The 26557-nt window shown below is 34.3% G+C and carries 17 protein-coding genes, 2 rRNA genes and 2 pseudogenes (1 of these 21 cut by a window edge); 2 read left to right on the top strand and 19 right to left on the bottom strand.

The window, feature by feature from the left end:
- The 10 genes and pseudogenes from FE005_RS11810 to FE005_RS17030 form a co-directional block, all read right to left on the bottom strand.
- Positions 1 to 590, bottom strand: a 23S ribosomal RNA gene (locus FE005_RS11810); it reaches 2325 nt to the left of the window's first position.
- A 222-nt stretch (positions 591 to 812) separates the two neighbouring features.
- Positions 813 to 2372: ribosomal RNA gene (locus FE005_RS11805) — 16S ribosomal RNA — on the bottom strand.
- The 16S and 23S rRNA genes sit together here, the layout of an rRNA operon.
- 545 nt (positions 2373 to 2917) lie before the next feature.
- Complete coding sequence (locus FE005_RS11800) at positions 2918 to 3103, bottom strand: hypothetical protein (RefSeq protein WP_003127300.1); 186 nt, start codon at positions 3101 to 3103, stop codon at positions 2918 to 2920.
- A 92-nt stretch (positions 3104 to 3195) separates the two neighbouring features.
- Positions 3196 to 5292 (bottom strand): glucosaminidase domain-containing protein, encoded by a 2097-nt coding sequence (locus FE005_RS11795; RefSeq protein WP_254696984.1) that lies wholly within the window; start codon positions 5290 to 5292, stop codon positions 3196 to 3198.
- A 336-nt stretch (positions 5293 to 5628) separates the two neighbouring features.
- The gene (locus tag FE005_RS11790; protein WP_081132416.1) at positions 5629 to 6141 is read right to left on the bottom strand and encodes a GNAT family N-acetyltransferase; all 513 of its coding nucleotides are present in this window, start codon (positions 6139 to 6141) and stop codon (positions 5629 to 5631) included.
- 34 nt (positions 6142 to 6175) lie between these two features.
- Entirely contained in the window at positions 6176 to 7111 is a 936-nt protein-coding gene (locus FE005_RS11785; RefSeq protein WP_138371833.1) for a dihydroorotate oxidase, read from the bottom strand.
- A 188-nt stretch (positions 7112 to 7299) separates the two neighbouring features.
- Positions 7300 to 7650, bottom strand: coding sequence for a hypothetical protein (locus FE005_RS11780; RefSeq protein ID WP_138371832.1), 351 nt, complete (start codon positions 7648 to 7650; stop codon positions 7300 to 7302).
- Positions 7651 to 8016: 366 nt separating this feature from the next.
- Positions 8017 to 8190 (bottom strand): annotated as a pseudogene (locus FE005_RS11775) (metal-sulfur cluster assembly factor); the annotation flags it as partial.
- 282 nt (positions 8191 to 8472) lie between these two features.
- Entirely contained in the window at positions 8473 to 8874 is a 402-nt protein-coding gene (locus FE005_RS11770; RefSeq protein WP_113849752.1) for a hypothetical protein, read from the bottom strand.
- Between the two features lie 58 nt (positions 8875 to 8932).
- The gene (locus FE005_RS17030) at positions 8933 to 13018 is read right to left on the bottom strand and encodes a hypothetical protein (RefSeq protein WP_254696983.1); all 4086 of its coding nucleotides are present in this window, start codon (positions 13016 to 13018) and stop codon (positions 8933 to 8935) included.
- A gap of 762 nt (positions 13019 to 13780) precedes the next feature.
- Here FE005_RS17030 and FE005_RS11760 point away from each other — a divergent pair.
- A complete protein-coding gene (locus FE005_RS11760; RefSeq protein WP_138371831.1) occupies positions 13781 to 14650 on the top strand; it encodes a hypothetical protein in 870 nt (289 codons plus the stop codon).
- 322 nt (positions 14651 to 14972) lie between these two features.
- Here the strand turns inward: FE005_RS11760 and FE005_RS11755 are convergent.
- The 8 genes and pseudogenes from FE005_RS11755 to FE005_RS11720 form a co-directional block, all read right to left on the bottom strand.
- Positions 14973 to 15161 (bottom strand): annotated as a pseudogene (locus FE005_RS11755) (hypothetical protein); the annotation flags it as partial.
- Positions 15162 to 15360: 199 nt separating this feature from the next.
- Positions 15361 to 17838, bottom strand: coding sequence for a DEAD/DEAH box helicase (locus FE005_RS11750; protein ID WP_175413546.1), 2478 nt, complete (start codon positions 17836 to 17838; stop codon positions 15361 to 15363).
- Complete coding sequence (locus FE005_RS11745; RefSeq protein WP_175413545.1) at positions 17825 to 18568, bottom strand: hypothetical protein; 744 nt, start codon at positions 18566 to 18568, stop codon at positions 17825 to 17827. The genes FE005_RS11750 and FE005_RS11745 overlap by 14 nt, the downstream gene beginning before the upstream one ends.
- Before the next feature lie 697 nt (positions 18569 to 19265).
- Complete coding sequence (locus FE005_RS11740; RefSeq protein ID WP_254696982.1) at positions 19266 to 19583, bottom strand: hypothetical protein; 318 nt, start codon at positions 19581 to 19583, stop codon at positions 19266 to 19268.
- 62 nt (positions 19584 to 19645) lie between these two features.
- Positions 19646 to 20401, bottom strand: a complete 756-nt coding sequence (locus tag FE005_RS11735) for a hypothetical protein (protein WP_138371828.1) — start codon at positions 20399 to 20401, stop codon at positions 19646 to 19648.
- Positions 20402 to 20798: 397 nt separating this feature from the next.
- Positions 20799 to 21776 carry a tyrosine-type recombinase/integrase gene (locus tag FE005_RS11730; protein WP_138371827.1) on the bottom strand — a complete coding sequence of 326 codons (978 nt, stop codon included), beginning with the start codon at positions 21774 to 21776 and terminating at the stop codon, positions 20799 to 20801.
- 181 nt (positions 21777 to 21957) lie between these two features.
- Complete coding sequence (locus tag FE005_RS11725) at positions 21958 to 22287, bottom strand: metal-sulfur cluster assembly factor (protein ID WP_005472593.1); 330 nt, start codon at positions 22285 to 22287, stop codon at positions 21958 to 21960.
- Between the two features lie 82 nt (positions 22288 to 22369).
- Positions 22370 to 23305 (bottom strand): YitT family protein, encoded by a 936-nt coding sequence (locus FE005_RS11720; RefSeq protein WP_003127293.1) that lies wholly within the window; start codon positions 23303 to 23305, stop codon positions 22370 to 22372.
- A gap of 149 nt (positions 23306 to 23454) precedes the next feature.
- Here FE005_RS11720 and FE005_RS11715 point away from each other — a divergent pair, with 149 nt between their 5' ends.
- Entirely contained in the window at positions 23455 to 23946 is a 492-nt protein-coding gene (locus FE005_RS11715; protein WP_003127292.1) for a YajQ family cyclic di-GMP-binding protein, read from the top strand.
- A gap of 36 nt (positions 23947 to 23982) precedes the next feature.
- On the opposite strand, the gene FE005_RS11710 is transcribed toward FE005_RS11715, so the two are convergent.
- A complete protein-coding gene (locus tag FE005_RS11710) occupies positions 23983 to 26370 on the bottom strand; it encodes an ATP-dependent DNA helicase (protein ID WP_138371826.1) in 2388 nt (795 codons plus the stop codon).
- Positions 26371 to 26557: the final 187 nt, after the last annotated feature.

Genomic DNA, 26557 nt, shown 5'->3' with positions numbered 1-26557 from the left:
ACCCATTAACGGGCTCTAACTTGTTGTAGGCACACGGTTTCAGGATCTATTTCACTCCCCTTCCGGGGTGCTTTTCACCTTTCCCTCACGGTACTGGTTCACTATCGGTCACTAGGGAGTATTTAGCCTTGGGAGATGGTCCTCCCGGATTCCGACGGAATTCCTCGTGTTCCGCCGTACTCAGGATCCTCCTAGGTGTGAGCCAGATTTCATCTACGGGGTTTTTACCCTCTTTGACATACTTTTCCAAGTATTTCGACTATCTGTTTCAACTACCATATCGGAGTCCTACAACCCCAACAAGCAAGCTTGTTGGTTTGGGCTTTTCCCGTTTCGCTCGCCGCTACTCAGGGAATCGAATTTTCTTTCTCTTCCTGCAGGTACTTAGATGTTTCAGTTCTCTGCGTCTACCTCACAGCTGCTATGTATTCACAACTGTGTAACATCCTATAAAAGATGCTGGGTTCCCCCATTCGGAAATCTCTGGATCATAGCTTACTTACAGCTCCCCAAAGCATATCGGTGTTAGTCCCGTCCTTCATCGGCTCCTAGTGCCAAGGCATCCACCGTGCGCCCTTATTCACTTAACCTTTGACCTTACGGTCGCTGAGTACTTCTTCTAGCGATAGAAGGTTGCTCAAGAAAATAAGCGTTGAACTTATTAAAAAACTCTTTAACTTGTCAACTCGGTGTGTGTTACTTGTTTTGATTTTCTTCGATATCCAGTTTTCAATGAACAAACTATTTTGAGAGTAAACCTCTCAAAACTGAACAAAGGCAAACGATGTGTAGTCTTCCGTATTATTCCTTAGAAAGGAGGTGATCCAGCCGCACCTTCCGATACGGCTACCTTGTTACGACTTCACCCCAATCATCTATCCCACCTTAGGCGGCTGGCTCCAAAAAGGTTACCTCACCGACTTCGGGTGTTACAAACTCTCGTGGTGTGACGGGCGGTGTGTACAAGGCCCGGGAACGTATTCACCGCGGCGTGCTGATCCGCGATTACTAGCGATTCCGGCTTCATGTAGGCGAGTTGCAGCCTACAATCCGAACTGAGAGAAGCTTTAAGAGATTAGCTTAGCCTCGCGACTTCGCAACTCGTTGTACTTCCCATTGTAGCACGTGTGTAGCCCAGGTCATAAGGGGCATGATGATTTGACGTCATCCCCACCTTCCTCCGGTTTGTCACCGGCAGTCTCGCTAGAGTGCCCAACTAAATGATGGCAACTAACAATAAGGGTTGCGCTCGTTGCGGGACTTAACCCAACATCTCACGACACGAGCTGACGACAACCATGCACCACCTGTCACTTTGCCCCCGAAGGGGAAGCTCTATCTCTAGAGTGGTCAAAGGATGTCAAGACCTGGTAAGGTTCTTCGCGTTGCTTCGAATTAAACCACATGCTCCACCGCTTGTGCGGGCCCCCGTCAATTCCTTTGAGTTTCAACCTTGCGGTCGTACTCCCCAGGCGGAGTGCTTAATGCGTTTGCTGCAGCACTGAAGGGCGGAAACCCTCCAACACTTAGCACTCATCGTTTACGGCGTGGACTACCAGGGTATCTAATCCTGTTCGCTCCCCACGCTTTCGAGCCTCAGCGTCAGTTACAGACCAGAGAGCCGCCTTCGCCACTGGTGTTCCTCCATATATCTACGCATTTCACCGCTACACATGGAATTCCACTCTCCTCTTCTGCACTCAAGTCTCCCAGTTTCCAATGACCCTCCCCGGTTGAGCCGGGGGCTTTCACATCAGACTTAAGAAACCGCCTGCGCTCGCTTTACGCCCAATAAATCCGGACAACGCTTGCCACCTACGTATTACCGCGGCTGCTGGCACGTAGTTAGCCGTGGCTTTCTGGTTAGATACCGTCAAGGGATGAACGTTCTACTCTCATCCTTGTTCTTCTCTAACAACAGAGTTTTACGATCCGAAAACCTTCTTCACTCACGCGGCGTTGCTCGGTCAGACTTTCGTCCATTGCCGAAGATTCCCTACTGCTGCCTCCCGTAGGAGTCTGGGCCGTGTCTCAGTCCCAGTGTGGCCGATCACCCTCTCAGGTCGGCTATGCATCGTGGCCTTGGTGAGCCGTTACCTCACCAACTAGCTAATGCACCGCGGGTCCATCCATCAGTGACGCAAAAGCGCCTTTCAACTTTCTTCCATGCGGAAAATAGTGTTATACGGTATTAGCACCTGTTTCCAAGTGTTATCCCCTTCTGATGGGCAGGTTACCCACGTGTTACTCACCCGTTCGCCACTCTTTTTCTTTCGGTGGAGCAAGCTCCGGTGAAAGAAAAAGCGTTCGACTTGCATGTATTAGGCACGCCGCCAGCGTTCGTCCTGAGCCAGGATCAAACTCTCATAATGATTTGTTTGAACGATCCATAGGATCGTTAAGCTCAAATAAAATTAACTTTGCTAGCTATTGCTTGCATGTATTTTGCTTCATATAATGAAGCGCCCTACACATTGGTTCGTTTGCTTGCTTTGTTCAGTTTTCAAAGGTCTACTGCGCTGCGTTAGCAACTTTTAAATCATATCAGATCAACAAGCGAATGTCAACTCTTTTTTTAAAAGTTTTTTTCGAAAGTGTTTATTCAACAACTTCCTGTGCGTCATCAGCGACTCCATTAGAATAACAAATGAATTGTTATTTGTCAACAACTTTTTTCAATCTTTTTTGTTGCTGCATCAGCATCAAATTGATTTCTTAAATTTGCGACTTCGTTATAATATCATCTGTTTCTGTTTTGGTCAAGCCCTTTTTCCAAAAAGTTTTTTTGAAAGGTTTTGACTGTCGGCGTGTTTTGCCAACGTTCACTACTTTATCATTAAGCGTATGAAAGAGCAAGTGTTTTTCTGAAATACTTTCAATTATTTTTGAAAAAGAAAAACTGCCTAAAATAGGCAGTTTAATCAATGTCCCGAGTCCGAAAACGAATCTGATCGTTTTCATCACGTCTCAAGACTGTTTCTTCTTTCAAATAACTAAAGGATCTCTCCTTGAGCTCAGGATTTTCCAACATTTCTTCATATCCTGTGAATATGTCTTGGATATACTTTTTATAGGCTTTTTTCTTTTTGATACGTTTTTTCATTCGGCACCGTCCTTTACGTGCTCTATCTTAGCAATTGTGGCAGAAGTTGACAACCGAATTTTTACGATTCGCTAGAGTTTTTGGTCGAAATTTTATTTTGGGGCAATATAACTGACACTTTGCGAATAAGCAAGCTCATTGGGAATGATTCGATAAGAAATCGTTTTGCCATCAATAACGTTGCCCTCTGATATTAAAATGCCATCTTTGCCAACCGCTTCCACAAAGGCGACATGTCCATATTGTGTGCTAGAGCCAGCAGTGCCTGGGCTAAAACTGATCAGATAGCCTGCTTTTGGAGTAGCCGCCGTTTTATAGCCTAAACGTTTTGCGGTTGCTCCCCATTCTCCACCATTCCCCATGTATTCATCCACACTGCCGCCCAATTGCTTGACCCGATTGTAAGCATACCAAGTACATTGTCCGACTGGATAAGAACCTGAGGTATTATAATTTACACCGTTATAATCAGGAAACACCAACAGCTGCCGATACTCTTTGGGAATCGCTTCTTTTGATTGCAGGACAACGCCGCTGCCAGCTTTGGCTTCATCATATTTCGTTAATTCATAGACAGCAATCAATGAATTCAGTTTATTGTTGTAGCTCGTATCCGTTGCATAACGCCCCGTTAAATATTCAGTCGCTTGCAGGTAGTTTTTTGCTTCAGAACGCCAAACCTTTTTGTAAAAATCAGCATTCCCACTAATTCCTGTCCGCAGTAAATGAACGTAATCCTTTAACGACTCCTTGTATCCTGTATAGGCACGAAAAGCAGCTTGGATCGTATAAAATTCTCCGGTCCCATTATCCTCAGCTGTCATCATAGAAACGGAACGACTACCGGAAGTTCCTTTGATTCCAAACAAATTATAATACGGGGGAGAAGCAAGGCCACTCTGACCAGATCCGCTTTCCAAAATTGCCTGTGCAATCATAACCGACGCATACACACCATAAGTTAAGCCTAGTTCCCGAGCATCTTCTGCAATTGCCGCAACAAATGCTTCTGTTTGCGGATTCTTGCGAAAATCATAGCTAGCCGCATACTTAGCGATTAGTGATTGTCCATGAGGTGTTACTTTTTGCGAGTCAGAAAAATGAACCACTACATCTGGTTTGTTTACCTGATCTTCTTGGATCAATTGTTTTGTTTCCGCAGTACTATTCTGTTTATAAGTAATAGTATAAATGCGTACGCCATTGTTTTCTGTCGCCGCTTTTTCTTCCTTGACTATTTGTTCCGCTTGGGGTTGATCTGCCATGATCAGTTTATCCTGTCCAAGGTAAATTGCTGCTTTGACTAATTGCTGACCGTCTTTCCAAAACAAAAGATCTCCAGGTACGGCTTTTTCAAGTGATGTTTGCTTTCCTACCCGGCTGAGCTGATCATAAGTTTCGATCCCTTTTATATCAAAAACGCCACGATAAACAGCAATAGGCAACGAAAGATTATTAAATCCAGTACCCTGCGCATCTTTTTCATATGGTTTGCCTAGTTGATTCAACGCTTCTGAAATCAGCGCTGCGGATCGTTCATTTGCTAACTGATTCAACAACGGCAAGATATAGCCATTCAAATTAGAATCAGTTGGGGCGGTAACCAATTTATCTGATAAATCAACTGTCTGGGAAGAATCTGCTATAGGCTGATTGGATGGCGGCAATTGGCTGACTGAAGAACCTGTGTCGAATGTCTTTGGTTCCGAAGAACTTTGGGTGGAATTTGCTGTCGTATCATTTGGCTTTGATGAATGACTGGTTCCTGATGGCCTTTCGGTAGTAGAAGACGTACTAGGCGTTGTAGAATCCTTGGTTGAATCCGTTGTCGACGCACTGCTACTTGAGGAAGATGTCTCACTTTCAGACGTACTTGTACTTTCACTTGTTTCCTCAGTCGTTTCACTAGAAGACGATGGTTCAGTAGAATGACTTTCATCAATGGATTCTTCTGTTTCCATACTTTGACTGCTTGATGCCGTTTCGAAAGAATCGGCCGTTCGGTCTTCAGATGGTTCTGAGGATTCATTTGATTCGGCTGAGATTGATGAGCCTGAATCGACTATTGCTGATTCTGCGTTATTCTCTAAGACAGTCAATGCTTCAACCGCAGGCACCCCTTGTCCAAGGGTGATCAATAGAGCCGCTAGCATTGCCAACGCCTTACGCATACTTTTTCTTTTTTTCATTGGATTCTCCTCCATTGTTTACTCAAATCAACTTTACCATATGCACAATATTAAAATAAAGTGATAACTCTCTATTTTTATACATTTAATTAATTTCGTCTATTCGGAATAAAAATAAACAAAAAGATAGCAAGCCCTGCATAATAAAGCTACGCAAAACTTGCTATCTTTCTTTCCGTCATGATCAATCTTTCAAAAAACATCTTACTTTATGAGCTGAACACGCTGCCCAAATTCGACCTGAACCCGCTAAGGGAATTAAGGAATTAGTATGGCTCAGCCATTCCGCTTATGGTCTGGCAATTACAGCAGATATTACTATATTCACCCAATCAATTAGATTAATTTCTGATAGGCCAGTCGTTCACCGTGTGGAATAGGGAAAACAACTTGCCCACGATATTGATAACCACAGGTTTCGATCACTTTCTGCATTCCAATATTTGCTTGATAGGTATCAATCCGTAAATCATGGATCCCTTTTGCTACCGCTTCTTCCTCTAGCGCTTTTAGTAAATGTGCACTCAATTGTTTGCCTCTAAAATGGTCACTGACTACGACACGATGGATTGATGCATATGGCCCATCCCCTGACCAACTACCTTCGATTATCGCAGTATAAACGGGATCGACCCCTTTGACTAAAGCGGCAGAAGCAGCAATTTGATCGTCATATAACAAGAGATAACTTTCTTGTTGATTGATATCTTCTTTGATTTTTTCACGAGTGGGACCATAGCCATTTTGCCATTGAGGTGAGCCTTGTTTTTTTAAGGATTGTATGCCCATCTCAAAGAGAGCCATCATTTCCGGCAAATCAGAGAGCATCGCTTTTCTAAACTGGATCATGCCATTCCTCCTTCAGCAGCAATTTGCTAATCGGCTACAATGAGCGAAGTTTACCGCGGAATTCATCGATCGATGTGTAGCCTTTGGCAGTCATAATTTCTGTCAATTCTTTTTTCAGACGGGCAAAAATCGCTGGTCCCTCTTTTTGTAATTCCGTTCCGATTTGTAACATCGTCGCTCCGCATAACAAATGCTCAAATGCATCTTGTCCAGAACGAATGCCGCCAGTTCCGATTACATTGATTTCTGATTTTAGTCGGGTCGCGAAAGCCCGAACATTGGCGAGTGCTGTTGGTTTGACATACTCGCCACCGATACCGCCAAAGCCTTCTTTAGGCTTTATCACTACTGCTTCTGTTTCTGGGTCTATATATAGACCATTACCAATACTATTGATAGAATTGATGTATGTTAAAGGGAATTTATTCAAAATTTCAGCCATTTGATCAAAGTGCGCTAGGTCAAAATAAGGCGGTAATTTCACGCCTAAAGGCTTCGTGAAGAAACTAAAAACTTGCTCTAAAATTTGTTCTGTCAATGGAAAATCATAAGCAACTTGTGGCTTTCCTGGGACATTCGGGCAAGAAAGATTCAACTCTGTGATACCACGAAAGTTGCTAGCTTCAATCTTTCTTAGAAGTTCAATATTTTCTTCAACACTCATGCCTGCAACAGAAAAGAAGAAAGGTGCTTCAGGAGCGATTGCTTCTTGTTTCTCTAAAGCAAAATTCAAATAATAGTCTAAGCCTTTATTTGGTAATCCCATTGAATTGATACTTCCTAAAGCGAGATCCACATATCTCGGTTCGGGATTTCCTTCTCGCGGTGCTAAAGTGGCACTTTTTGTAACAAAAGAACCGGCTTCTGATGCTGCAAGTTCCTCCAAATCCGTAGTGGTCATACAGTGAACGCCGGAAGCATTCATAAAGGGATTGTCGTAGGTGAAATCACCAAATTTAGTCGTTAACATTGTTCGTCTCCTTTCTTCATTGAAAATAGTTTACCTTTCTAGTTTGCAAAATGCAATTGCCGTTTTAGGTTTCGTCATTATTTTATTTGTAGCAATTCTCTATTCGCTGAGATCCTTGAAAAAAAGACAATCAGTCTTCATCAACTTACCGCTCAAAATTCTTTTACAATTTAGGTACGTACCCTCTTTTAGAGCCGCTCGATCAATTCTCTTTGCATTTTTCCTAGTGTGACTATTTTCTTTAGTATGCGAAAACGCCATTTTTTATTTTGGACTGTAAAACGCCAAACAACGTCTAACCCATTGAACCCTTGACTTAATTGCTCATTGATTAGATCTTTTCTGGCGTAAGCCATGTGATCAATGACTTTTGTTTGAAAAAAGTTCAAAAATAAAATGATTACTTGGCGATCATTCACAAGTAAAATCGTTTTGCTGCTTATACTTTCTATACTTTGTGATTCGGCAAAACCAATACTCATATCTCCTTCATTATAGGGAGCCGCTAGGCGAGAGAGTTTTTTCTTTGTTAATAGCATAGGCCGGATTCCTTTTCTTTAGTTATCGATCATTATTTTATCATTTTTTACAAAAATGGTCTCTGAAACGACAAGCAGTCGTCGCACGAAAATCGTTCATTTCGCTAAATTCAGTCTCACTTTTCTTTTACTATAAAGCTTCCTGTTTAACAGGGGTATGGGGTCGCGTTTCCTTATTGAAAATGCAACAGATACTAATAAAAAATTGTTTAACTAAAAAACTCCTTTATTAACTTATCTTAAAAGTTAATAAAAGAGTTCCAAAATTTCTACGGATTATTTAGAGAATGAAATGTACTTATACATCCATACTATTTCAAACGACTTACGAAACTAACAGCCGCTGCATTGGAATCAGCAAATCCCCTAGCGAATCCCCAACGCGATCCGTGCATAACGGCTCATTTTATCGGTCGTCCAAGCGGGATACCAGACTAATTTTACTTCTGGATTTTTGACTTCTGGAATGTCGCTTAATGCTTCATGAATTTGTTCGGTCAAAACGTCGGCTAATGGGCAACCCATAGTTGTTAAGGTCAAGTGCTGTTATACCAGCATTTCTATCGCTTTTTCCTGCGTTAAAGCGATAGTATCTCCTCGATTTCAGTGCATGTTAGAAGCCAATATTCTGTTCTTTTTATTAACTTTTGTAGACTCATTATACCTCAAAAAATGGTTGAATTGTCCCTTAAAAAGGCTTGGACTACATACTCAATGAGGATTTTTTTACGCATCTTGTCTGTAGTCCAATTAAGTTTTATAAATAGAACTAGTCATCTAAGTATCTATTCAAAAACTTACAAAAACAGCCCATTTCTAATATTAGATTTTATACTTATTAGATAAAGAAAATAAAATTTGTTGGGCATAAGTTGCTAAATGTCCATTTTCTCGATAAACGTGAAATCTTTTATTATTACTATTATGTTTATTATCCATAAGTTCATTTTGAAGTTTTGGCATACGTAACAAAAAAGAGATAACTCTTGAATAATGTTTAGATAAGTATTCATCTACTGTGATAAACCCTTCTTTTACATAATTCTGTTCATATTCATCACTTAATTGAACAATATCAATTGCTTTATCAGAAAACGCAGAATCAAGCATTTCATCTGAGCATTCCGATAATTTAGACTCCCATTCGTTCAATTCCTCAAATGTTAAACAGGAATTTATTTGAAAAATAAAATCCATTACATGTTTATCAGAAATATTTACCATACTCTAACACCTACTAACACAATATTTTGGGGGTCAATTATTCAATATAAAACCGGTGTCATAACAACTCTGTTTTTAGCTCATTAGGCATTTTTCTTCGCATGTTCACCTTTATATTGGGGTCTCCTTTTACGTTAAAAGTAGATACTATGCCAATGCTCTTTAAATTATTCAGTAGCTCAACATTTTGAGGCGTATTTTCTATTTCAACCACTTTATTTTTTCCGTTTTCATCAATATACAATTCAGAGATTGGTTTATTTTGTGTTCCCAGCCAATATGTTACATTTTTTATAGAAATCTCATTCAACTTTTTATTTTTGAAAAGATTATTGACTAAACCAACGAATAGTTCCGTATTTGACAAATTGTCAAATATACAATCATATTCTTCTATTGAAAAATCAGTAATATCATTCTCTAAGAATAAGTTTAGCATTAGTTCAATTGTTGATTTACTTATTGTCCTCTTTTTTAAGTTAAAGATAAAATTTTCATTTAAGTATTCAACATTCATATTCTCAAGCAATTTTACAAATAGTGTATCATCAGAAGAAATACCTCTTTCTAATAGTAATTCCACTAATTTACTATTTTCGAAAAACTCATCTGATTCCTCATTAACAATAGTATCTAGCAACTCTTTAATTGATTCAAGTTTCCAATTCTTTATAAGAGAAAAAATTTCTTCTTCTGGTAAATCAATCTCAGAATAATTTTCTAGAAAGTCATTAGGATGATTAAGTACTACCTCGACAATAACACCATCTTCCTTAAACTTACTAACATTTTCTATATTAAAATCAATTAAATTATTTCTAGCTAAAATATGAGTGCTTTGACTTGAAAGATTGCCTGCATCATATGTTGTAATCTCTAGTAGTTCAATATTATCCTCTGTAATATCTATCGCTTTATTATCAACCATCCTTTTAAGCAATACTTTTAATTTATCTTTTGAATCAGATTTATCATATTGTTTTTTTAGAGAAATCACTTCATTCTGATTAGTGAATATTGAGTTCATAACAGATAAATCAATTTCTACATTTTCATAATAGTCTTCTATATTTTCCCATGTGATACTACATTTTCTCTTCTCTAATAATGTTGCCCAAAGCGAAGAATCCGTTACTTGTTTAATTTTTTCTATTGTAACATTTGATTTATCTATTAGGTTTGTCTTAATATCTAGTTTATTAAGTTTTTGGGAATTTAATAGACTTAAAAAACTTTCCTCGGTTTCAAATAATTCGTCTAATGAAAATAGAATTTCATCTACAAAATACTCTAAGTTTGTATTCGTATTTCTGATTAAATTATCTATCTTAGAATTTAATATATTTGCGTAAGAGACCGCTTTTAATTCATCTGAATTTTTGTAGTTTAAAATTTTAGAAAACATATTTTTATCATATCTATACAATTCACATTGAATAAATTTATCATATTGTTCTTCAGACAAGTTATCTAATTCTATATCATCAAAATAGATTTTCGCATAATCAAATTCCCCTTTATTATGTTCAGATAAAACTTCCATAATGGTATTAGACTCTACAAACTCTTCAATTTCTATAAAGAAATTAGGTCTATTTAAAATGTTTTCACTTATTAAGAATTTATAGTCAGCTACATCTTCATTACCTTCATAAACTGGCTTATACTTACTTAATACCTGTAACAATAGATTCTTTCTATTATCTTCACCATAATATAGAGTTATGTCTCCTAAACAAACATAAAAAATCAAGTCAATCAATCGGTTCTTTTCTGAAGCATTGCATTTTTCTATAAAATCATTCGTATATTTTCTTAATAATTCAAAAACTAAATTAGCGATATTCAATTTATCTTCAGCTAAAATTATTTTCAAATTTTCTAAATATATATCTTCTTCTTGAATAAAGATTTTCTCTAAAACTGCTTCACGAATCTTATGTTTATCTTTAAAGTTATTAGAAAATAGGTACTTCAAAATATTGATGTTAAGTATTCCCTGCTTTTCAAAATCTTGTGGTAAAAGTTCACTAACAAATCCTTCTGGATTATCAAGTTTTTCATTAAATTCAACGTTTTGATTAGATTTCAATTTAACTAATAGATTTTTATCATCAATAGTCATGCTTTTTTCATAAAAAATGGATAAATACGATGAGTAGTCTTCGGCTAAATAACCATTAGATAAAATATACAGAATAAAATCCTTATCTTTATTGTCGTATTTTTCTTTTGTCATTTCTGCATATATTAATTTTACTAACTCAGGATACTTTTGTATTTTTTGTTTCAAAGATGACCTGATGAAAGTATTTAACTCATTTCTCTTTAAATCATACTCTTCCTGTTGTTTTTCCATTCTTGCTTTTAAAATTGAATCTTTTTCTTTCAATATCTGCTTAAAACTAGATTTTAAAATTTCGTTCGTTCCACGATTCCACAAATGGAATTGAATTTTTTCTTCATTATTTTCTAAAATATCATCAATAGTTGTTATATTAAATTCAGTTAGTTGCTTATAGTTTCCATTAAGTAATATCTTATCATCTATCGATATTCCTTGGTCAAATAAGAACTTCTTTATTTCAGTTAACTTATCTACATTTATTTGTTCCTCGATTTTTTTAAATTCAGCTTCAATTATTGTTAACTCTTCATTTACTTCTTTAATTAATTCACAATCAAATTTACCCTGAACGATTATTTCATAAATAAAACCTTGTGACTTTTGTAATTCTGTAAACGCAGAAGGGACTAGATTTTTTAACGCTATTATTGAAAATAAAGCTTCTTTGTTCATGCTTCTAGATAAACTTCCATGTATATCTAAATAAGTAAAAAACTCATTAACGACATTTGTCAACAACCTCAAATCTGAAATATATAAGGAGATGTCTTTCAAAAAGTTCTCGAAGTTTCCATCTAAATTCGTCACTGACTTCTCTTTCATCATAGGTACTAGATATTCTCTTGAATTAAACGTATCTACGACTGGTATTATCGGAATAATCAGTTCAAAAAATTTCGTTCTAATTTCTGATTCATGTTCCTCAATATCTTCTTTTGAATTTGAAAATATATCCTCTTTCACAGCATATATAAATGTAATTTCCCGACTGATTTGTTTTGAATTGTTTAGAAGTAGATTAAGTTCCTTTAGATGCTCGAATACTCGAATACTTTTAAATCTGTCAACATCTTCTATAACCACCACATCGAACTTATTCGTTTCAAAATAATATAAAATCTCATCTATATATTTGTTAAAATAAGAAAAATTATTTTTGTCCTCTTCAATTGAAACATTAGCAAAGTTTAGTTTTGAAAGTTTGAATTGTTTCAAAACTGTCTGAAAGATTTGAAAAAATAAAATACTAATGCTGACTATTAGGATGCAATACAAAATCAAATCAAGAGACTCAGTGTTACTGGCGATTCCTTCGAAATTACTCAAAACTATTTTTTTTAAATTTAGGTAATCTTTTAAATAAAAAAAACTTATTAGTGATGACAAAAAAAGGAAGTATAATAAAATCTTTTTTCTACTCGAAATATGATTGATTTTTTTGAAACGTGAATATGGTAACTTAGAATTTTTTTCTCTATAAATCATTTGTTTTACCAAACTATTTTCTAATTTTTCATTCAAATCATCAATATTATCAGTTCCCTCTGCATTCGCCTCTTGATTTTCCAATTCTTGTTTAGAATAGGAACCCAATGATAAATTCAAAACTTTATAATTAGGATAAAGAAATTCAAAATTCTTTATTATCGTACTCTTTCCTGAACCATAACTTCCCATTAATGCGATATTAGTAATGTCTGGATTTCTGACCCCATCAACTACTCTTTTAATATATGGATTTATCCTATTTAATTCTTCATCTGTCAGAAGTTTGGGTGACAGACTATCTTGAATAAAACTACTATCATCTAATCTATTCTCAATTTTATTTGAACCTATACGTAACAACACGCTTAATCGATTAAGTGTTCTAATCCAAATGTTTTTTAATTTATTGATTACTGTATTGGTCTTACTTTTGAGCATTTGAAAAATCTTTTGATAAAAAACCAAGAGAATAATAATTATTATACCCACCACAAAAAAACCATAAACCACTTCTTTCACTTCTTCCATATCTAATTTTTAATAATATTATAGCTTATAATTAAGCTTCAAAACAAACACACTATAATTTTTACTACTGTCCATTTTTAATAGTCCGTTTAATAAGATAATTTTTATATTCTTATAAAAGAAAAAGTATCATTCAAAATATTCAGTTCTCTGCTAAAATGATAGGTTTCAAAAAAACTACACCCTACAATCATGAAAATATTAGCAACAACTCCTTCTCTTTTCCAAGCACCACAAAAATTGGTGCAAATGAATCATAGAAACTAATCTAAATTCTGTAATCAAAAATGATGATTTATTTTATCTCGAATTTCATGATAAAAATCATTTAAAAAAAGACCTTACAAAAAGACAGTATTATCAATGGTTTTATACTTGTTGACAGGAATACAATATTATTGTAACATCAACAATTTTTACGTCTATTTTTGAAAAAACACCTCTCAGATTCATGAAAGAAATTTTTATGGGGAATTATCCCTTAGGTTTTATCTGAGAGATGTTTTGTGTATTAGATGTAAAATGTAATGGCTATGAAATACTGATATACCAACATTTTTAAATATTCTCGTTTGAAATCTGTCATCGACGATATTTAGTTGAGTCTTTTTACTTTCTTCAATAAAATTTGTTGCATGCTCATTGTTGTAAAGAAAAAAGTCTATCCATTTATTATTTTCATTAAATTCATTTGGTAAAGAACTGCTGTTCAAGTGATAAAATAGATAATATCAATTTCATAATTGGGGAGGCATTCTGTAAATGATTACACCTGAAGTTAGTTCTACAAAAAGATTAAATTACGAGTTTCTATTAACATTATCTTACGAAGAGGCTACTCAACACCTCTTAAATAAGCACGGAGCAGTTTCTGATGATTATTTCAGAGAAAGTTCGTATGAAAGGTTTTTAAAAGGAGAGATTAAGTCAATAACTAAAGGGAAATACAGCAAAACATCTGACGGCTTATATTGTCATCATATAGACGAAAACAAATATTCAAATATGTCTAAACTACCCGTCATAAAAAGATATAAGTACCCTTTTGAATCTCAGAAAAAAGAACGTTTGACTTACTGTGACTTATTTGAACACTTAATATTACACGCACTTATCATTAAAGAAACTAAAGGTACCTATGGAGTTTCTGGGTACAAGGGATATCTTTATCCAGATGCTGAAAATTGGTATGTGAAAAATAATGAGCCTACGTTAGAATGGATGAGAGTTTGTAAAAATCGTGCATTTTTAGCCCAAAGTGATGCTAAAGAGTTATTAAACAAAGTGGATGAATTTATTGAACCTTTTGTTCCCAAATTTATTATTACTGAAGATGAGTTGGCTCAAAGAAAAGAACTTTTTAATAAATTGCTTATTGAAAGGAAACAAGAGGAAAAAGAGAGAAAAGAACAGAAAAAAATTGAAGAGATTGCTAGATTAAATGAGTTCAACATGGAATACCCTAAACTCAGCGAAATAGGTATTACTGTCGGAACGTCTCGAAAAAAGATATTGAATACATTGTATGAATATAGTTACAGTAATCAATTTCTAAAGAGAAAAGACTTTTACGAATCGAAAATTACTATTATACGGGATGAATTATTAGAGGAATTGAATGATTTACTTTAGAAACTTCCCCTTCAATATACTTAGATTTCTTATAAAAAAATTTAAAATCAAAAATACCAAATAAACGAAATTCTTTTAGTTTCGTTTATTTGGTACATACTATTTATTTAAAATAACTTTTAAAACTTTCTCTTTTTCCATATACATAATATATAGTAAAAAGGTAATCCATACGAATATAAAAATAGATGAATAATAGCAAAGACTTCCATTTATAATCTAAAAGAAAGAACCTCTCTGTGAAGTCTTTGTTACTATAAAAATCGGAAAATAGTTCGGCTAAAAAATATATCATTTAATTCTGAATTTTATAGGTTTCTATCTTGAGCTTTCCTTTCACGTCATTAACTTTTAGAGTGAGTATATCCGAGATTCTTAATCCTGTAAAAACACCAAACACAAAAATCGTATAATCTCTTTGCCCATGTTTATTTTTTAATAATTCATTCGAGAAACTTTTCAATACCTCTTTATCTTTAATTGGTTTTACATTAATCATTTTTTGTGTCATTTTCCTCCCTCCATAATGAATGATTCATGGATACTTTCTATCTCTGATAATATAAATCTATCCATCTTTACTAAATCACAATCCTAGCCATTGATAGAATAGGATTTATGATGGATAGAAGTTACAAAAGTATCCCTTATAAGGACCTTTATAGCATCATTAATAAAGGAGGACAAATTTGTAGAACATAAAAACTTATTTAAAAATATTTTTCAAGTTCAAATCGGTAGTATCCCGATTGAGTAACAATAAAATTATTTAAATCATTATTAGCTTTTAGATTTCCATTCTTGTCAAAATAGATATTTTTCAATTGTTTATCTTCTTTTAATTTTAAAATTATTTGTGGGGACAGTCCTGCTTTATGAAGTAAAACTACTTTTTCATCAACAGTACCATACATAAATTCATTGTATTCCTTTTCAGTAACAAGAGTTAAATCAACCATAATCATTAACAGTCTTTGTAAATAATAACTTATAAATTTATCTTCTAATGAAAGCTTTATAACTGCATAGTTGGTTATTTCAACATCGTTTTTCATAGATAAATCAATATATACTTTACTTAAATAGTTTTTATACTCTTCACTCTCTCTTTCAATTTCACCAAAAGCACTTCCAATGTAGAAATAAAAATTCCCCTCTTTCCTTTGATTAATTAGGTATCTTTTCATCATCTTAATTCTATTATTAAATGAGTTATTCACCTTTATTTCACAATATTTTTCGTAGAAATTTATAGTCTCTTTTTCCTTTAGCCTCATCAATTCAAAGTTGCGTTTTTTTGTGTTATCTATTTCCAAACTAGAAAAAAATAAATAATATATTTTTTCCAATATTCCTAATTGTAGAAATTCAATTGCTTCAATTGAGTCATTAACTTTAATCTTATTTAATTTTTCACCAATAAATGTTAGCTCATCGTCAGAATACATAAAATCAGATTTCAAATTATTCTGAACTAATAATCTTATGAATAAGCTCATATTATTACCGGCTTCAAATTCTTTTAACAATAACTCTTCATCCTTAATAACTTCTTCAATTTCTGTTTTTTTCACTTCACTATTTGTATTTTTATTGATATCAAATTCCTCTAACAAAGGGTTGAAAATTCCATCGTGTGTTACATCTTTTCTTAACATCTTAACTTTTTCATGTAAATTTCCATTTTTTGAATTATACTTCTCACTGTTCACAAAATGGACTGGAGCTAGTAATCTACCTAATTCATTTTTAGATGCTCCAAAAATCATGTTTAGTCTATTTACCCTACCTATTAAATTTAAAAGTTTACTTTGTGTCAAAAGCCTACCGTTGAAAACATATAGATTATCTATAGGCATATTCATGCCTTCTAATATAACTGAATTAGCAACTAGATGCTTTAGATTTTTAATTCGTTTGAAACAATATTCTAAATAATCTTTTATTCCATCTGGGATTAATCCATGTAAGAATACTATACCTTTATCAAGTAACTTAATCTGCAGATAATCTTCATGAATTAATTGTGCTAGTTCTTCTTTCAATATAATTATTTCAGAGTCACTCTCTAAATTAGCCTCAATATTCTCACTTAACTCTCTCGAAAACTCTTCTACCTTTACTGGTCTAAAATGATAGTAGAAATTTTTTTCTTTACTCGTTTTGTTAATATACTCAAAATAGTTCTTTGAACTATCAATTTTTACTTCTTTGTTAAAATATCTATTATAATAATATATACTTTTATTTTTTTTATATTCAAATATATCTAATTCTTTGACATTATTATAAATTTTATACTCAACAATGTCACTTTGTCCCTTTACTCTTAAATTTTTCGAATCATAAATCATTGGAGAAAAGTAAGCGATTTTAGATTTTTCAGATTTAACTAAGTTCATTTTTATAAGCCTAGCTAATGATACCGAACGTTTACTTTTATTGAAATCTAAAATATTGTGTGCTTCATCAATATACATCGCATCAAAATATATTTTGTTTTTTTCCATTAATCTTAGAGCCCTTTCTTGTGTAACAACCGCAATGAATTGACTTTCTCCATTATACATTTCATCATGAATGATAATTCGTCTATCTAATATTTCTTTTTTTAACATTAGATACGTTTGATTAAGCAACGATTTTGTTGGTACAATTACTGCTATTTTATTTAGGAATTTATTTTTTTTAATATGTTCGCTAATAATTTCACTTTTTCCAAAAGACGTAGGAGCTACAAATGAAAAAAATTGATTTTTATCTTCTAGTATTGTTTCATTAATATGACTTTGCTCATGTGTTCGAACCATGCCATTACTCTCAAATAATGCCAATGATGCATTTGAAATAACATCAAAAAAATTTGTATCTTTTAATAAATTTAATTCCATAATTTTTCTAGCAACTGGATAGAATCCAGAATTAATAGTAAAATCGTAAAGAGGTCTGTAATCCAAAGTTTTTTCTGTATATTTTAAAATTAAGAAATATGCAAAATCTTTATACGATGATTTAGAAGGTACTTTTTCATACTCCCTAAGAAAGATACTGGCTATTATTAAAATGAATTCCTTCTCGTTATCTGACAATTCATAATTCGGTAACGAGAGTTTTTTTACTATAATTTCATTTATAAGTTCATTTTCCTTTACTATTTTTGTAAACTCAGTTTGCTCATTGCTTTTCATTTGCATCTCCATCCAATTCACATAACAATTCTTCTAAACATTCTATAAAAATGTTAACACTTCTGTTCATTACACATAAAACTACCTCTTTATTACACACATGTTTATTAACAGATTGAAATATTTCGTCATGACTAGATTCGTAAATTTCACCTGAATAATCTTCGATAAAAATTGTTGAACAAGGAATAATATTATATTCTCCCAAATCTAACTCAACATTGTTCACATATTTATTTGATGCTGATAGTAATTTATCCCTTAAACTATCAGTAGTATCAGATTCATTTGATGCAATATATGTATGATTCAAGGCATTAGACCAAGAATTATTGCCACTATTTCCGCTTCTTCTCATTGATTTTTTTAAGCCTTGATATGCTTTACTTAAATTCTGATTGTGTTTTCCAGATGATGTTTTATAAGCAGTTGACTTACTCTCCATAATCCAAGTTTCACCCTCACGAGTATACAATCCATCGAATCCTTTTTTCATTGAGTTTTCTTCTAAGTTCATAAAACAACAATGTTGTTCAAAATCTTGGCTTCTTAGAAAAAGATGAATAAAAAATTCTGCAACAGTCCCTTTGACTTTATTCTCATCTTGTCTTTCAAGAAAGTTTAACAAGTCTTTTATAACTATTGACATAAGTTCCTTTTTCCCACGTTTAGCTCCTCTGGATATCTCATTTATAGAACTTTTAATAATCTCTTTTGTTTGAATATCCAATTCCAAAACATCTAAAATATAAACCGCTTGATGTTCTCTTTGGCTCAATTTATTATTAAATATTTCAATCAGTCCTCACATCTTCAAATAACTACTTATATAATTGTATCATTTAATTGTGAAAATGTTTCAAAATAATACTAAATCATTAAAAAATATTCTGGTTAAAAAGTTTTCAATATATTATTTTTGAAGCTCTAGTATATAAATTTTATAAAAACTTTAACTACCTATTCCTACAAAAAAATGACTTTTTCAGAAGTCATCTTATTTTTTCTTTCTCTACGTTTTGATTATCTCTGTTGTTTATTTCAACATCATGACCAGTAGAATCAGTTAATGGATGCAACATATGATAATAAAGTTGCACGTCCCGCATCTTGTAAAGTTTAAGTAAATTTTCCAATACGTTTTTGAGAACTTTCTTTAATAGTGGTTTCCAATTGAGGACTATAGAAAAGGAATACAAGAATAATTATTCTTGTATCTCTTAAGTTTCAAAGTAAATAAACCAAAATGTTCTATATATAATTTCTAATAATGAAAGAAATATAAATAGTTTAACCCATCCATGATACATTATATAGTTTGTTACAAAAAACATAAGCATCATAATGTTAATTTTGTAAATATGAAAAATACTACTTAGTAATTACTAAGTAGTATTTATTTAATAGACTCTCTCTAATACTTATTATTAAATCTCTAAATCGCCTAAACCTAGTAAATCTTCAGCAGGGATAGCTGATTCATCAGCTACTGCAGTGTTTTCTTTTACAGGTTTTTCATCAGGAACTACTGTTTCAGTAGTTTCAGTTCCTTCTACATCTTCATCTTTTTTGAATTGGTTATTCCCTTTTGCAGTTTCCAATACTTTACGAGCAAAGTCAACATCTTTTTGAGTTAGATATTGTGCTTTCAAGTCATTGAAGTATGCTCCGTTATCTTCCATGTATGCTTGGTATAAATCAGCAGAATTATCCTCTAACAAATTTGTAAGATATAAAAAAGTCACTGTGTATTAAACTTAAACCATTCTATATTCTTTTCTCGAGTCTCAATTTTCCTATTTTTAAGTCATATTGTTTCTAATTTAGAATCAATATATTTTTGAACTTCTTTTAGTTCTCTTTGGTTTAAGTCATTGATTAGCAGCTTCACCTTGCTTACATTATTGAATGTTTTTCCATATTTCCTTTTATAAAGCCAAATAGCATGGTCTAAATTAACTAATTTCACATTCATATGATTAGCTAACTCTGTAAATGCTAATATAGCTCTTTTTTCATTAAATTTCTTTCCAATTTGTTCCTCAAAAAAATTGATGATATGGACATCTGGTTTAACTGTATCGACCCCGAGGAGCATTTGAAGATATTGAAAAGTAGCAATGCCAATTCCTTTAACTGAATTAATTGAATCCCCTTGTTCTGCATGAATAGCCCAATCTTTCATCGCTTCTAAATCATTTTTAAATCCATGGGTATTTCTATAATTAATAAATGCCTTACAGGTTTGATAGATAGTGGTTATTCTAATTTCAGCTGAATAATTTATTATTGGAACTAACCCTTCATATCCTTCTTGTTCATAGATATCTACAATTTGCTGTAAGGTATTAATGCTATCCGAAAAATTATCTCTGAAATAATCCAAATTATTTTTCTTGATAACATCATATTTTCTAAATTGAGAAAGGATTGGGTCAATAACTATCAGAACTGGATTAGTATAGTTAAACTCTTCAGCAGAGACATAATCTTGAATAATGGTTTTGTCATTACTATTAAGATAATCAGTCATTAAGTTTAATTCATCGTATGTTAGTAACATTAAATATTCTCCTTAGACATAATTATTTCCTAATATATATCATATTAATATAGATGATTATTTTTTACTAAATTCTTTTTTAACATAACATGATTACGACAAACTTATCATTTTAGTAATTGTTCTAATTTTCTTCTCAATGAAATATTAACTGTTTAATGTTTAATCATTTATAGTGCAAATCGTAGTAACCCTCCCATTTCAAAATCAAATCTCCACGAACGAAAAAACATCCACCAGTTCCTTTAGCACGTTCGTTACTTACAACCTCTCCGCAAGACCATGTTTTAGCCATGTTGTGTGTCCTATATAAAATTTGAATTTAAATTTTTCATAATTTTATTCAACATTTACTTTAGATTTCTATAAGTTGATATTAAACCGATTAATAATATATTTAAATCGTCTGCAATGGTGAATAGTCCACAGCTTTACTGATTTCATCCTCAATATTTAAACTTCTTAAATAAACTTCCGTTGTTTTTATTGAAGCATGTCCTAGAAGTTTCTGAATTCTATAGATATCAGTACCATTCCGAACCAATTTTTGAGCAAAATAATGTCGAAAACTGTGTGGACTTACCCTAATAGATTTTCTAATCTTGCATTGATTCCCAATTTTTATGATTGCTCGTTCAGCTAAAATATAGTTGTATTGTTTGCCTTCTCTTGTTAAAAATACATAATTGTCTATATTCTCTATTTCATTATATTCAAAAAAGGAATTTGCTACTCGCTTGTATTTTATATACTCTTTATAAATCAAAGGTGAGCAATGAACAATCCTATCTTTCTTTCCTTTAGCATTTTCAACAAATAACTCTTTATTAGTAATGTGAACATCTTTTAAGTTCATTATCTCATTAATCCTTAGTCCTGTATCTATAAGAATTAGTAAGAGCAAATAATCCCTTTGATTTGTGAATTTTGTTTGATAGCCAGTGTGTTGCTTATCCATTTTCTGAGGTTTGAAAAAAGTTGATTTTTTAGAAACTGACAGCATTTCTTTAATTTCCATATCATTAAATGTCTGAATAACTACCTTTCGCTCTTTGACCCACTTAACACGCATACAGGGGTTTCTATCGTAGCGGACATAATCTTCATCTACACAATACTTAAAATACGCTCTGATGCTTCTTAGATGGCTATTCACATATGTTTCAGCACATCCCTCTTCTAATTTCATCAACATGAATTGCCGAATGCTTTTTGGTGTCACGTCTTCAATAAAGTATATCTGCTCTTTTTTCAAAAATTCAAAAAACAGTTTCAAAAACTTCTGATGCTTCTTTATCGTCTTTTGTGAGATTCCTCTGGATTTTTCATTGAATAACATTTCTTCTAGTAGTTCCTCTAACCTGAAATTTTGCAAAACAAAAACTCCCTTATCAACTTTTTCTAAAAGTTAATAAAAGAGTTCAGAATTTGTTTCCTCATTAGGTATGGTATCCGTATCGAAAATACCCTCATTTTATCTGGTATCCGAAGTCCGAAAAATCGGCTTAGACTACATACTAAATGAGTGAGAAACGCTGTTAAATCAACACGAATCCCTAGCGAATCCCCAAAGCAATCCGTGCATAACGGCTCATTTTATCGGTCGTCCAAGCGGGATACCAGACTAATTTTACTTCTGGATTTTTGACTTCTGGAATGTCGCTTAATGCTTCATGAATTTGTTCGGTCAAAACGTCGGCTAATGGGCAACCCATAGTGGTCAATGTCATTTTAATAACTGTATCGCCTGTTTCCCCGTCAAATTCGATTTCATATATTAAACCAAGATTGACAATGTCAATCCCTAATTCTGGGTCAATAACTGTTTCTAACGCTGCTAAGACACGTTCTTTGATTGCTTCGCTTTCTGCTTCAGTATAAGGCATAGTCGAAACCTCCTTTGATGATCTGTTCAAATCATAACTTGTTTTAATCCCTTTGTAAATGGCACTTTCGCTTTCGTTTTCCTTAGGGACGATTCTTTTTGTTAACTTTCAATTCTGGAAAGACTCCGGTTGTTTTGAATGTACGCTGTTCATCGTCTGTTGCAAAACGTCCTGTGATCGATTGAGTCGGAACAAAGTTGATAAATGCATTCTCATCCGCTTCTAAAACAGCTTGTTCCAAATCATAGATTTCATAACGAGTAACTACCATCATAATCATATTTCCAGGAACACCAGAATACCCTCCTACAGATGGCAACAATGTCATACCGCGAAACACATGTTTTGAAATATTCTTGCCGACAGATTCCGCTTTGGTGGTGATGATCAATGCCGTAACTTTTTGATGGCTTGTATGAAGCATATCCACCACATAACTCATAGCAAAAATGGAAATGATCGTGTACAAGGCGCTCTCCCATGAGAAAATAAACCCTGACAGCATAACAATGATGCCATTAAGCATAAACATATATTTGCCGACAGTCTTACCTGTCGTTTTTGATAAGATCAATGAGAGGATGTCCATTCCTCCCGTTGTGAAACCCATTTTTAACGAATAAGCGACTCCAACACCAAGTAATACGCCGCCAATCAACGAATTCACGAGGATATTGTTTGTGATTTCTCCTTGAGGCAAAATCATCGTTATTAAAGAGACCACTACAACGTTAATAAAACTCATCCAAGTGGAAGCTTTACCTAGTTTGATAAAGCCTAAAATAAAGATTGGCACATTCAAAAGCAAAATAAAGAGACCGGTACTAAGATGCAAGCCGAATTGTTCCCACCCGACTGCTACGATCAACTGGGCAACACCATTCATCCCTGCAGAAAGTACTTTTGCAGGAATCAAAAAGAAATTCAACGCGATCGCTGCGGTCAATCCTGACAACAAAATAACCCCGATTTTTTTCAGTCTTTCCGACTGCTGATGTTTCGTCCATAATTTACTCACAATGCCATTTCTCCTTCACAAAAAATCTCCTTCCAAAGAATAGCAGTTTGTGTCTAAAATTGAAACTATTATTTGCAAAAATTTAGTTTCTCTCCCCTCTTTTTTCTGACTCATGGTAAAATCAAAGAAAAATAGAAAGGATGATCTTTGTGGCAAAAGAAGCAAGTTTCGATGTTGTATCTGAAATCAATACAGAAGAAGTAAAAAATGCCATCCAACTAGCAGAAAAAGAATTAAAGAATCGATTTGACTTTAAAGGTTCGACAGTTGAAATTAAAATGGATGGCAATAAATTAACAATCGTGGGAGACGATGAATTCAAACTTGAACAAATCAAAGATGTGTTAAGCAGCAAACTCATCAAACGAAGTGTTCCGACAAAAAATATCCAATTCTCACAGACTGAACATGCACTTGGCGCCAAAGCCCGTCAGACTGCAGAATTGATCAACGGCATTGATAAAGAACAGGCGAAAAAAATTACGACCGCCATCAAAAATGCAAAATTGAAAGTTAAAACGCAGATTCAAGACAATCAGATTCGTGTCACTGGTAAAAGCCGTGACGATTTACAAGAAGTCATCCAGCTGCTGCGCAAGCTTGAATTACCGATCGATTTACAATTCACAAATTATCGTTGACTTCTCTCTGTACCGATCGCAAACCGCATGTACGGTCTACGATCGGTGCTGAGAGACTTTTTGTTTTTGCCAGAAATGGTCCATTGCTTTGCTAAGCTGCTCTGGTCGAAAGCAGGTTTGGGCGTGTTGCCAATGCAATGGAAACAGTTGCTGGTAAGCCGTTGTATGAAAACGCTGATCCAGCAACAGGATCACGCCTTGATCCGTAGAATCACGAATGACACGTCCCGCTGCTTGCAGAACTTTGTTCATTCCAGGCAGCCGATAGGCATAGGCAAAACCAGCATGTTTTTTTTCTTCATAATAGTCCCGAATCAGTTCTTGTTCGTGATTGATTTGCGGCAATCCGACACCAACAATCGCCGTTCCGATCAGACGAGTTCCCTTCAAGTCGATGCCTTCCGAAAAAATTCCGCCCAATACGCAAAATCCTATCAACGAAGTTTTTTCTTCAGCGTCCGCCGTGTCGTATTTGAATTCCGCTAAAAAATTTTCTCGTTCCGTTTCATTCATAGCTGTATTCTGTACGAGCATCTTAATAGTCGGATACGCGTGATGAAATGCTTCTGCTACTTCGTCCAAATACTGGTAAGAAGGAAAGAAAACCATATAATTGCCTGACTTTGCGTGAACCATTCGATAAAGGGCATCTACGATCGCTGGCAGACTGGCTGTCCGTTGCCGGTAAGTCGTCTGGATGTAATTTGCGATCAGGATTTTTTGATTTGCAGGATCAAATGGACTTGGCAGTCGATAGCGTAATGCTTTTTCTCCGCCTCCCAGCACTTCCTGGTAATAATCAAGAGGCGTGAAACTGGCTGAAAACAACAAGCTGGCTTTTCCTTTGTCTAACACTTGCTGTAGAAAAGGAGCCGGTTCAATACAAAATTGACGAAGAGTCAGCTCATATCGAGTGACCTCTACTGTTGTTTCATAATGATCGTCATAGAATTCAGCAATTTTCAAAAAGTGATTCACTTCAAAATAACTTTGCAGCACCGCTTCCTGAGCCGTATGTTCAGGGTTAGCTGGCAGCCATTCTTTCATAAGCTCAGCTAGCTTTGCTAATTGCTTGTTCATCGTTTCATGGGGTTCTTTTTGATGATGGTACTCCCAATGATCCGTCTCAGCGATTTTTTCAATCGCAGAGAATTCTTTCTCCACTTTATTCAATGCTCGACGAAGCTTTTGTTGATCCATTGGCAGTTGTTTTCTAAGATCTTTAAACATGCTGCGACGAATCTCTGCTGAATACATCTCTTTTGAACGATTGACGAGATTATGGGCTTCATCAATCAAGAAAAAGTAATCTTCTTCTGGTTCCTCAAAAAAGCGTCGGAGATAAACAGTCGGGTCAAACAGATAGTTATAATCACCAATAATGACATCACAAAACACACTGACATCCAGCGAAAGTTCGAAGGGACAGACGGTATGCTTTTTTCCATACGTTTCAATCACTTCTCGTGTGATTTGATTTTCATGATGAAGCAGATCCCATAGCGCTTCATTGATTCGGTTATAATAGCCATTCGCATATGGGCAATGTTCCGGCGTACAATTCCGTTCATCTAAAAAGCAAATCTTATCCTTGGCAGTGAGGGTCACACTTTTTGTTTCACTGCCGTTATCCGCCAACTTGATTAAAGCATCTTCAGCTACTTGGCGAGTGATCGTTTTTGCCGTCAAATAAAACAAACGATCGCCATCCCCTTCTCCTAATACTTTTAGTGCAGGAAAAAGAGTCGATATGGTTTTTCCAGTACCTGTTGGCGCTTCAGCAAACAATCGCTTGCCGTTTTTTAACGTCTTATAAGCGGCAGCAGCCAATTCCCGTTGCCCTTTTCGATACGTTTCGAAAGGAAATTTTAACAGTTGTAGTGAAGTATTTCTAACACGGCGCCAATTTTCCTGAAAAACCAGCCATTTATGATATTCATTGATCAAGTGGGTATAAAATTCAGTAAGTTCTTCCACTGTAAAATGGCGACGGACGCGGGTGATCAGCTGCTCCGTCGTCTGGTAATAGGTTAGTTGGACTTCAATTTCCGTCAACTTTTCTTCTTGAAGGTAAATATAAGCATAAACCATCCCTTGAGCAAAAAATAAATCGATTTGATCCTCAGGAAGATCTTCAAAGTAGGGTTCTGACGTCTTGATCTCATCGATTACCCAACATTGTTTCTCTTCGTCATAGAATAAGCCGTCTGCACGTCCTTCGATAGTCAACTTGTCCTTTTCGATCTCGCTTTCTATTTTGAAGAAGACTTCCTTTTGATAGGCATCGCCGGCTTCTTTTTGCAATCGTCGATGGATACGAGCGCCTTCTTGAGCAGTATGGTTACTGACTTTGCGACTATCGATATCGCCACGGCGCAAAATAAATTCAACGATTTTTCGGACAGCAATTTTTCCTTTATACACGTGATCACCTTCTCGGAGCTATTATATCGGAAGCTTCACTGATTTTAAAGCGAACAAAAAAAGCCTGCAGGATTTGCAGTCTTTTTCACATTTTCTTAAAAAATGCCTACAATGGTTACAGCATATCAAAAACAACCTCTCTTCTTGCCTAATGATGTGTTTTAATTCTTGGCATCATCGCAATCGA

The sequence above is a fragment of the Enterococcus sp. M190262 genome (genome assembly GCF_005843965.1).
Taxonomy (GTDB): Bacteria; Bacillota; Bacilli; order Lactobacillales; family Enterococcaceae; genus Enterococcus_D; species Enterococcus_D gallinarum.
The sequence above is the reverse complement of the archived record's forward strand: the minus strand, read 5'-3'. Positions and strand labels throughout refer to the sequence as shown.

Coding starts and splice junctions, on each gene's coding strand:
- FE005_RS11780 (WP_138371832.1), bottom strand. CDS start 7,650: ATGCTATTAACAAAGAAAAAACTCTCTCGCCTAGCGGCTCCCTATAAT.
- FE005_RS11785 (WP_138371833.1), bottom strand. CDS start 7,111: ATGTTAACGACTAAATTTGGTGATTTCACCTACGACAATCCCTTTATG.
- FE005_RS11795 (WP_254696984.1), bottom strand. CDS start 5,292: ATGAAAAAAAGAAAAAGTATGCGTAAGGCGTTGGCAATGCTAGCGGCT.
- FE005_RS11760 (WP_138371831.1), top strand. CDS start 13,781: ATGATTACACCTGAAGTTAGTTCTACAAAAAGATTAAATTACGAGTTT.
- FE005_RS11790 (WP_081132416.1), bottom strand. CDS start 6,141: ATGATCCAGTTTAGAAAAGCGATGCTCTCTGATTTGCCGGAAATGATG.
- FE005_RS17030 (WP_254696983.1), bottom strand. CDS start 13,018: ATGGAAGAAGTGAAAGAAGTGGTTTATGGTTTTTTTGTGGTGGGTATA.
- FE005_RS11735 (WP_138371828.1), bottom strand. CDS start 20,401: ATGTTACTAACATACGATGAATTAAACTTAATGACTGATTATCTTAAT.
- FE005_RS11800 (WP_003127300.1), bottom strand. CDS start 3,103: ATGAAAAAACGTATCAAAAAGAAAAAAGCCTATAAAAAGTATATCCAA.
- FE005_RS11750 (WP_175413546.1), bottom strand. CDS start 17,838: ATGAAAAGCAATGAGCAAACTGAGTTTACAAAAATAGTAAAGGAAAAT.
- FE005_RS11725 (WP_005472593.1), bottom strand. CDS start 22,287: ATGCCTTATACTGAAGCAGAAAGCGAAGCAATCAAAGAACGTGTCTTA.
- FE005_RS11770 (WP_113849752.1), bottom strand. CDS start 8,874: ATGGTAAATATTTCTGATAAACATGTAATGGATTTTATTTTTCAAATA.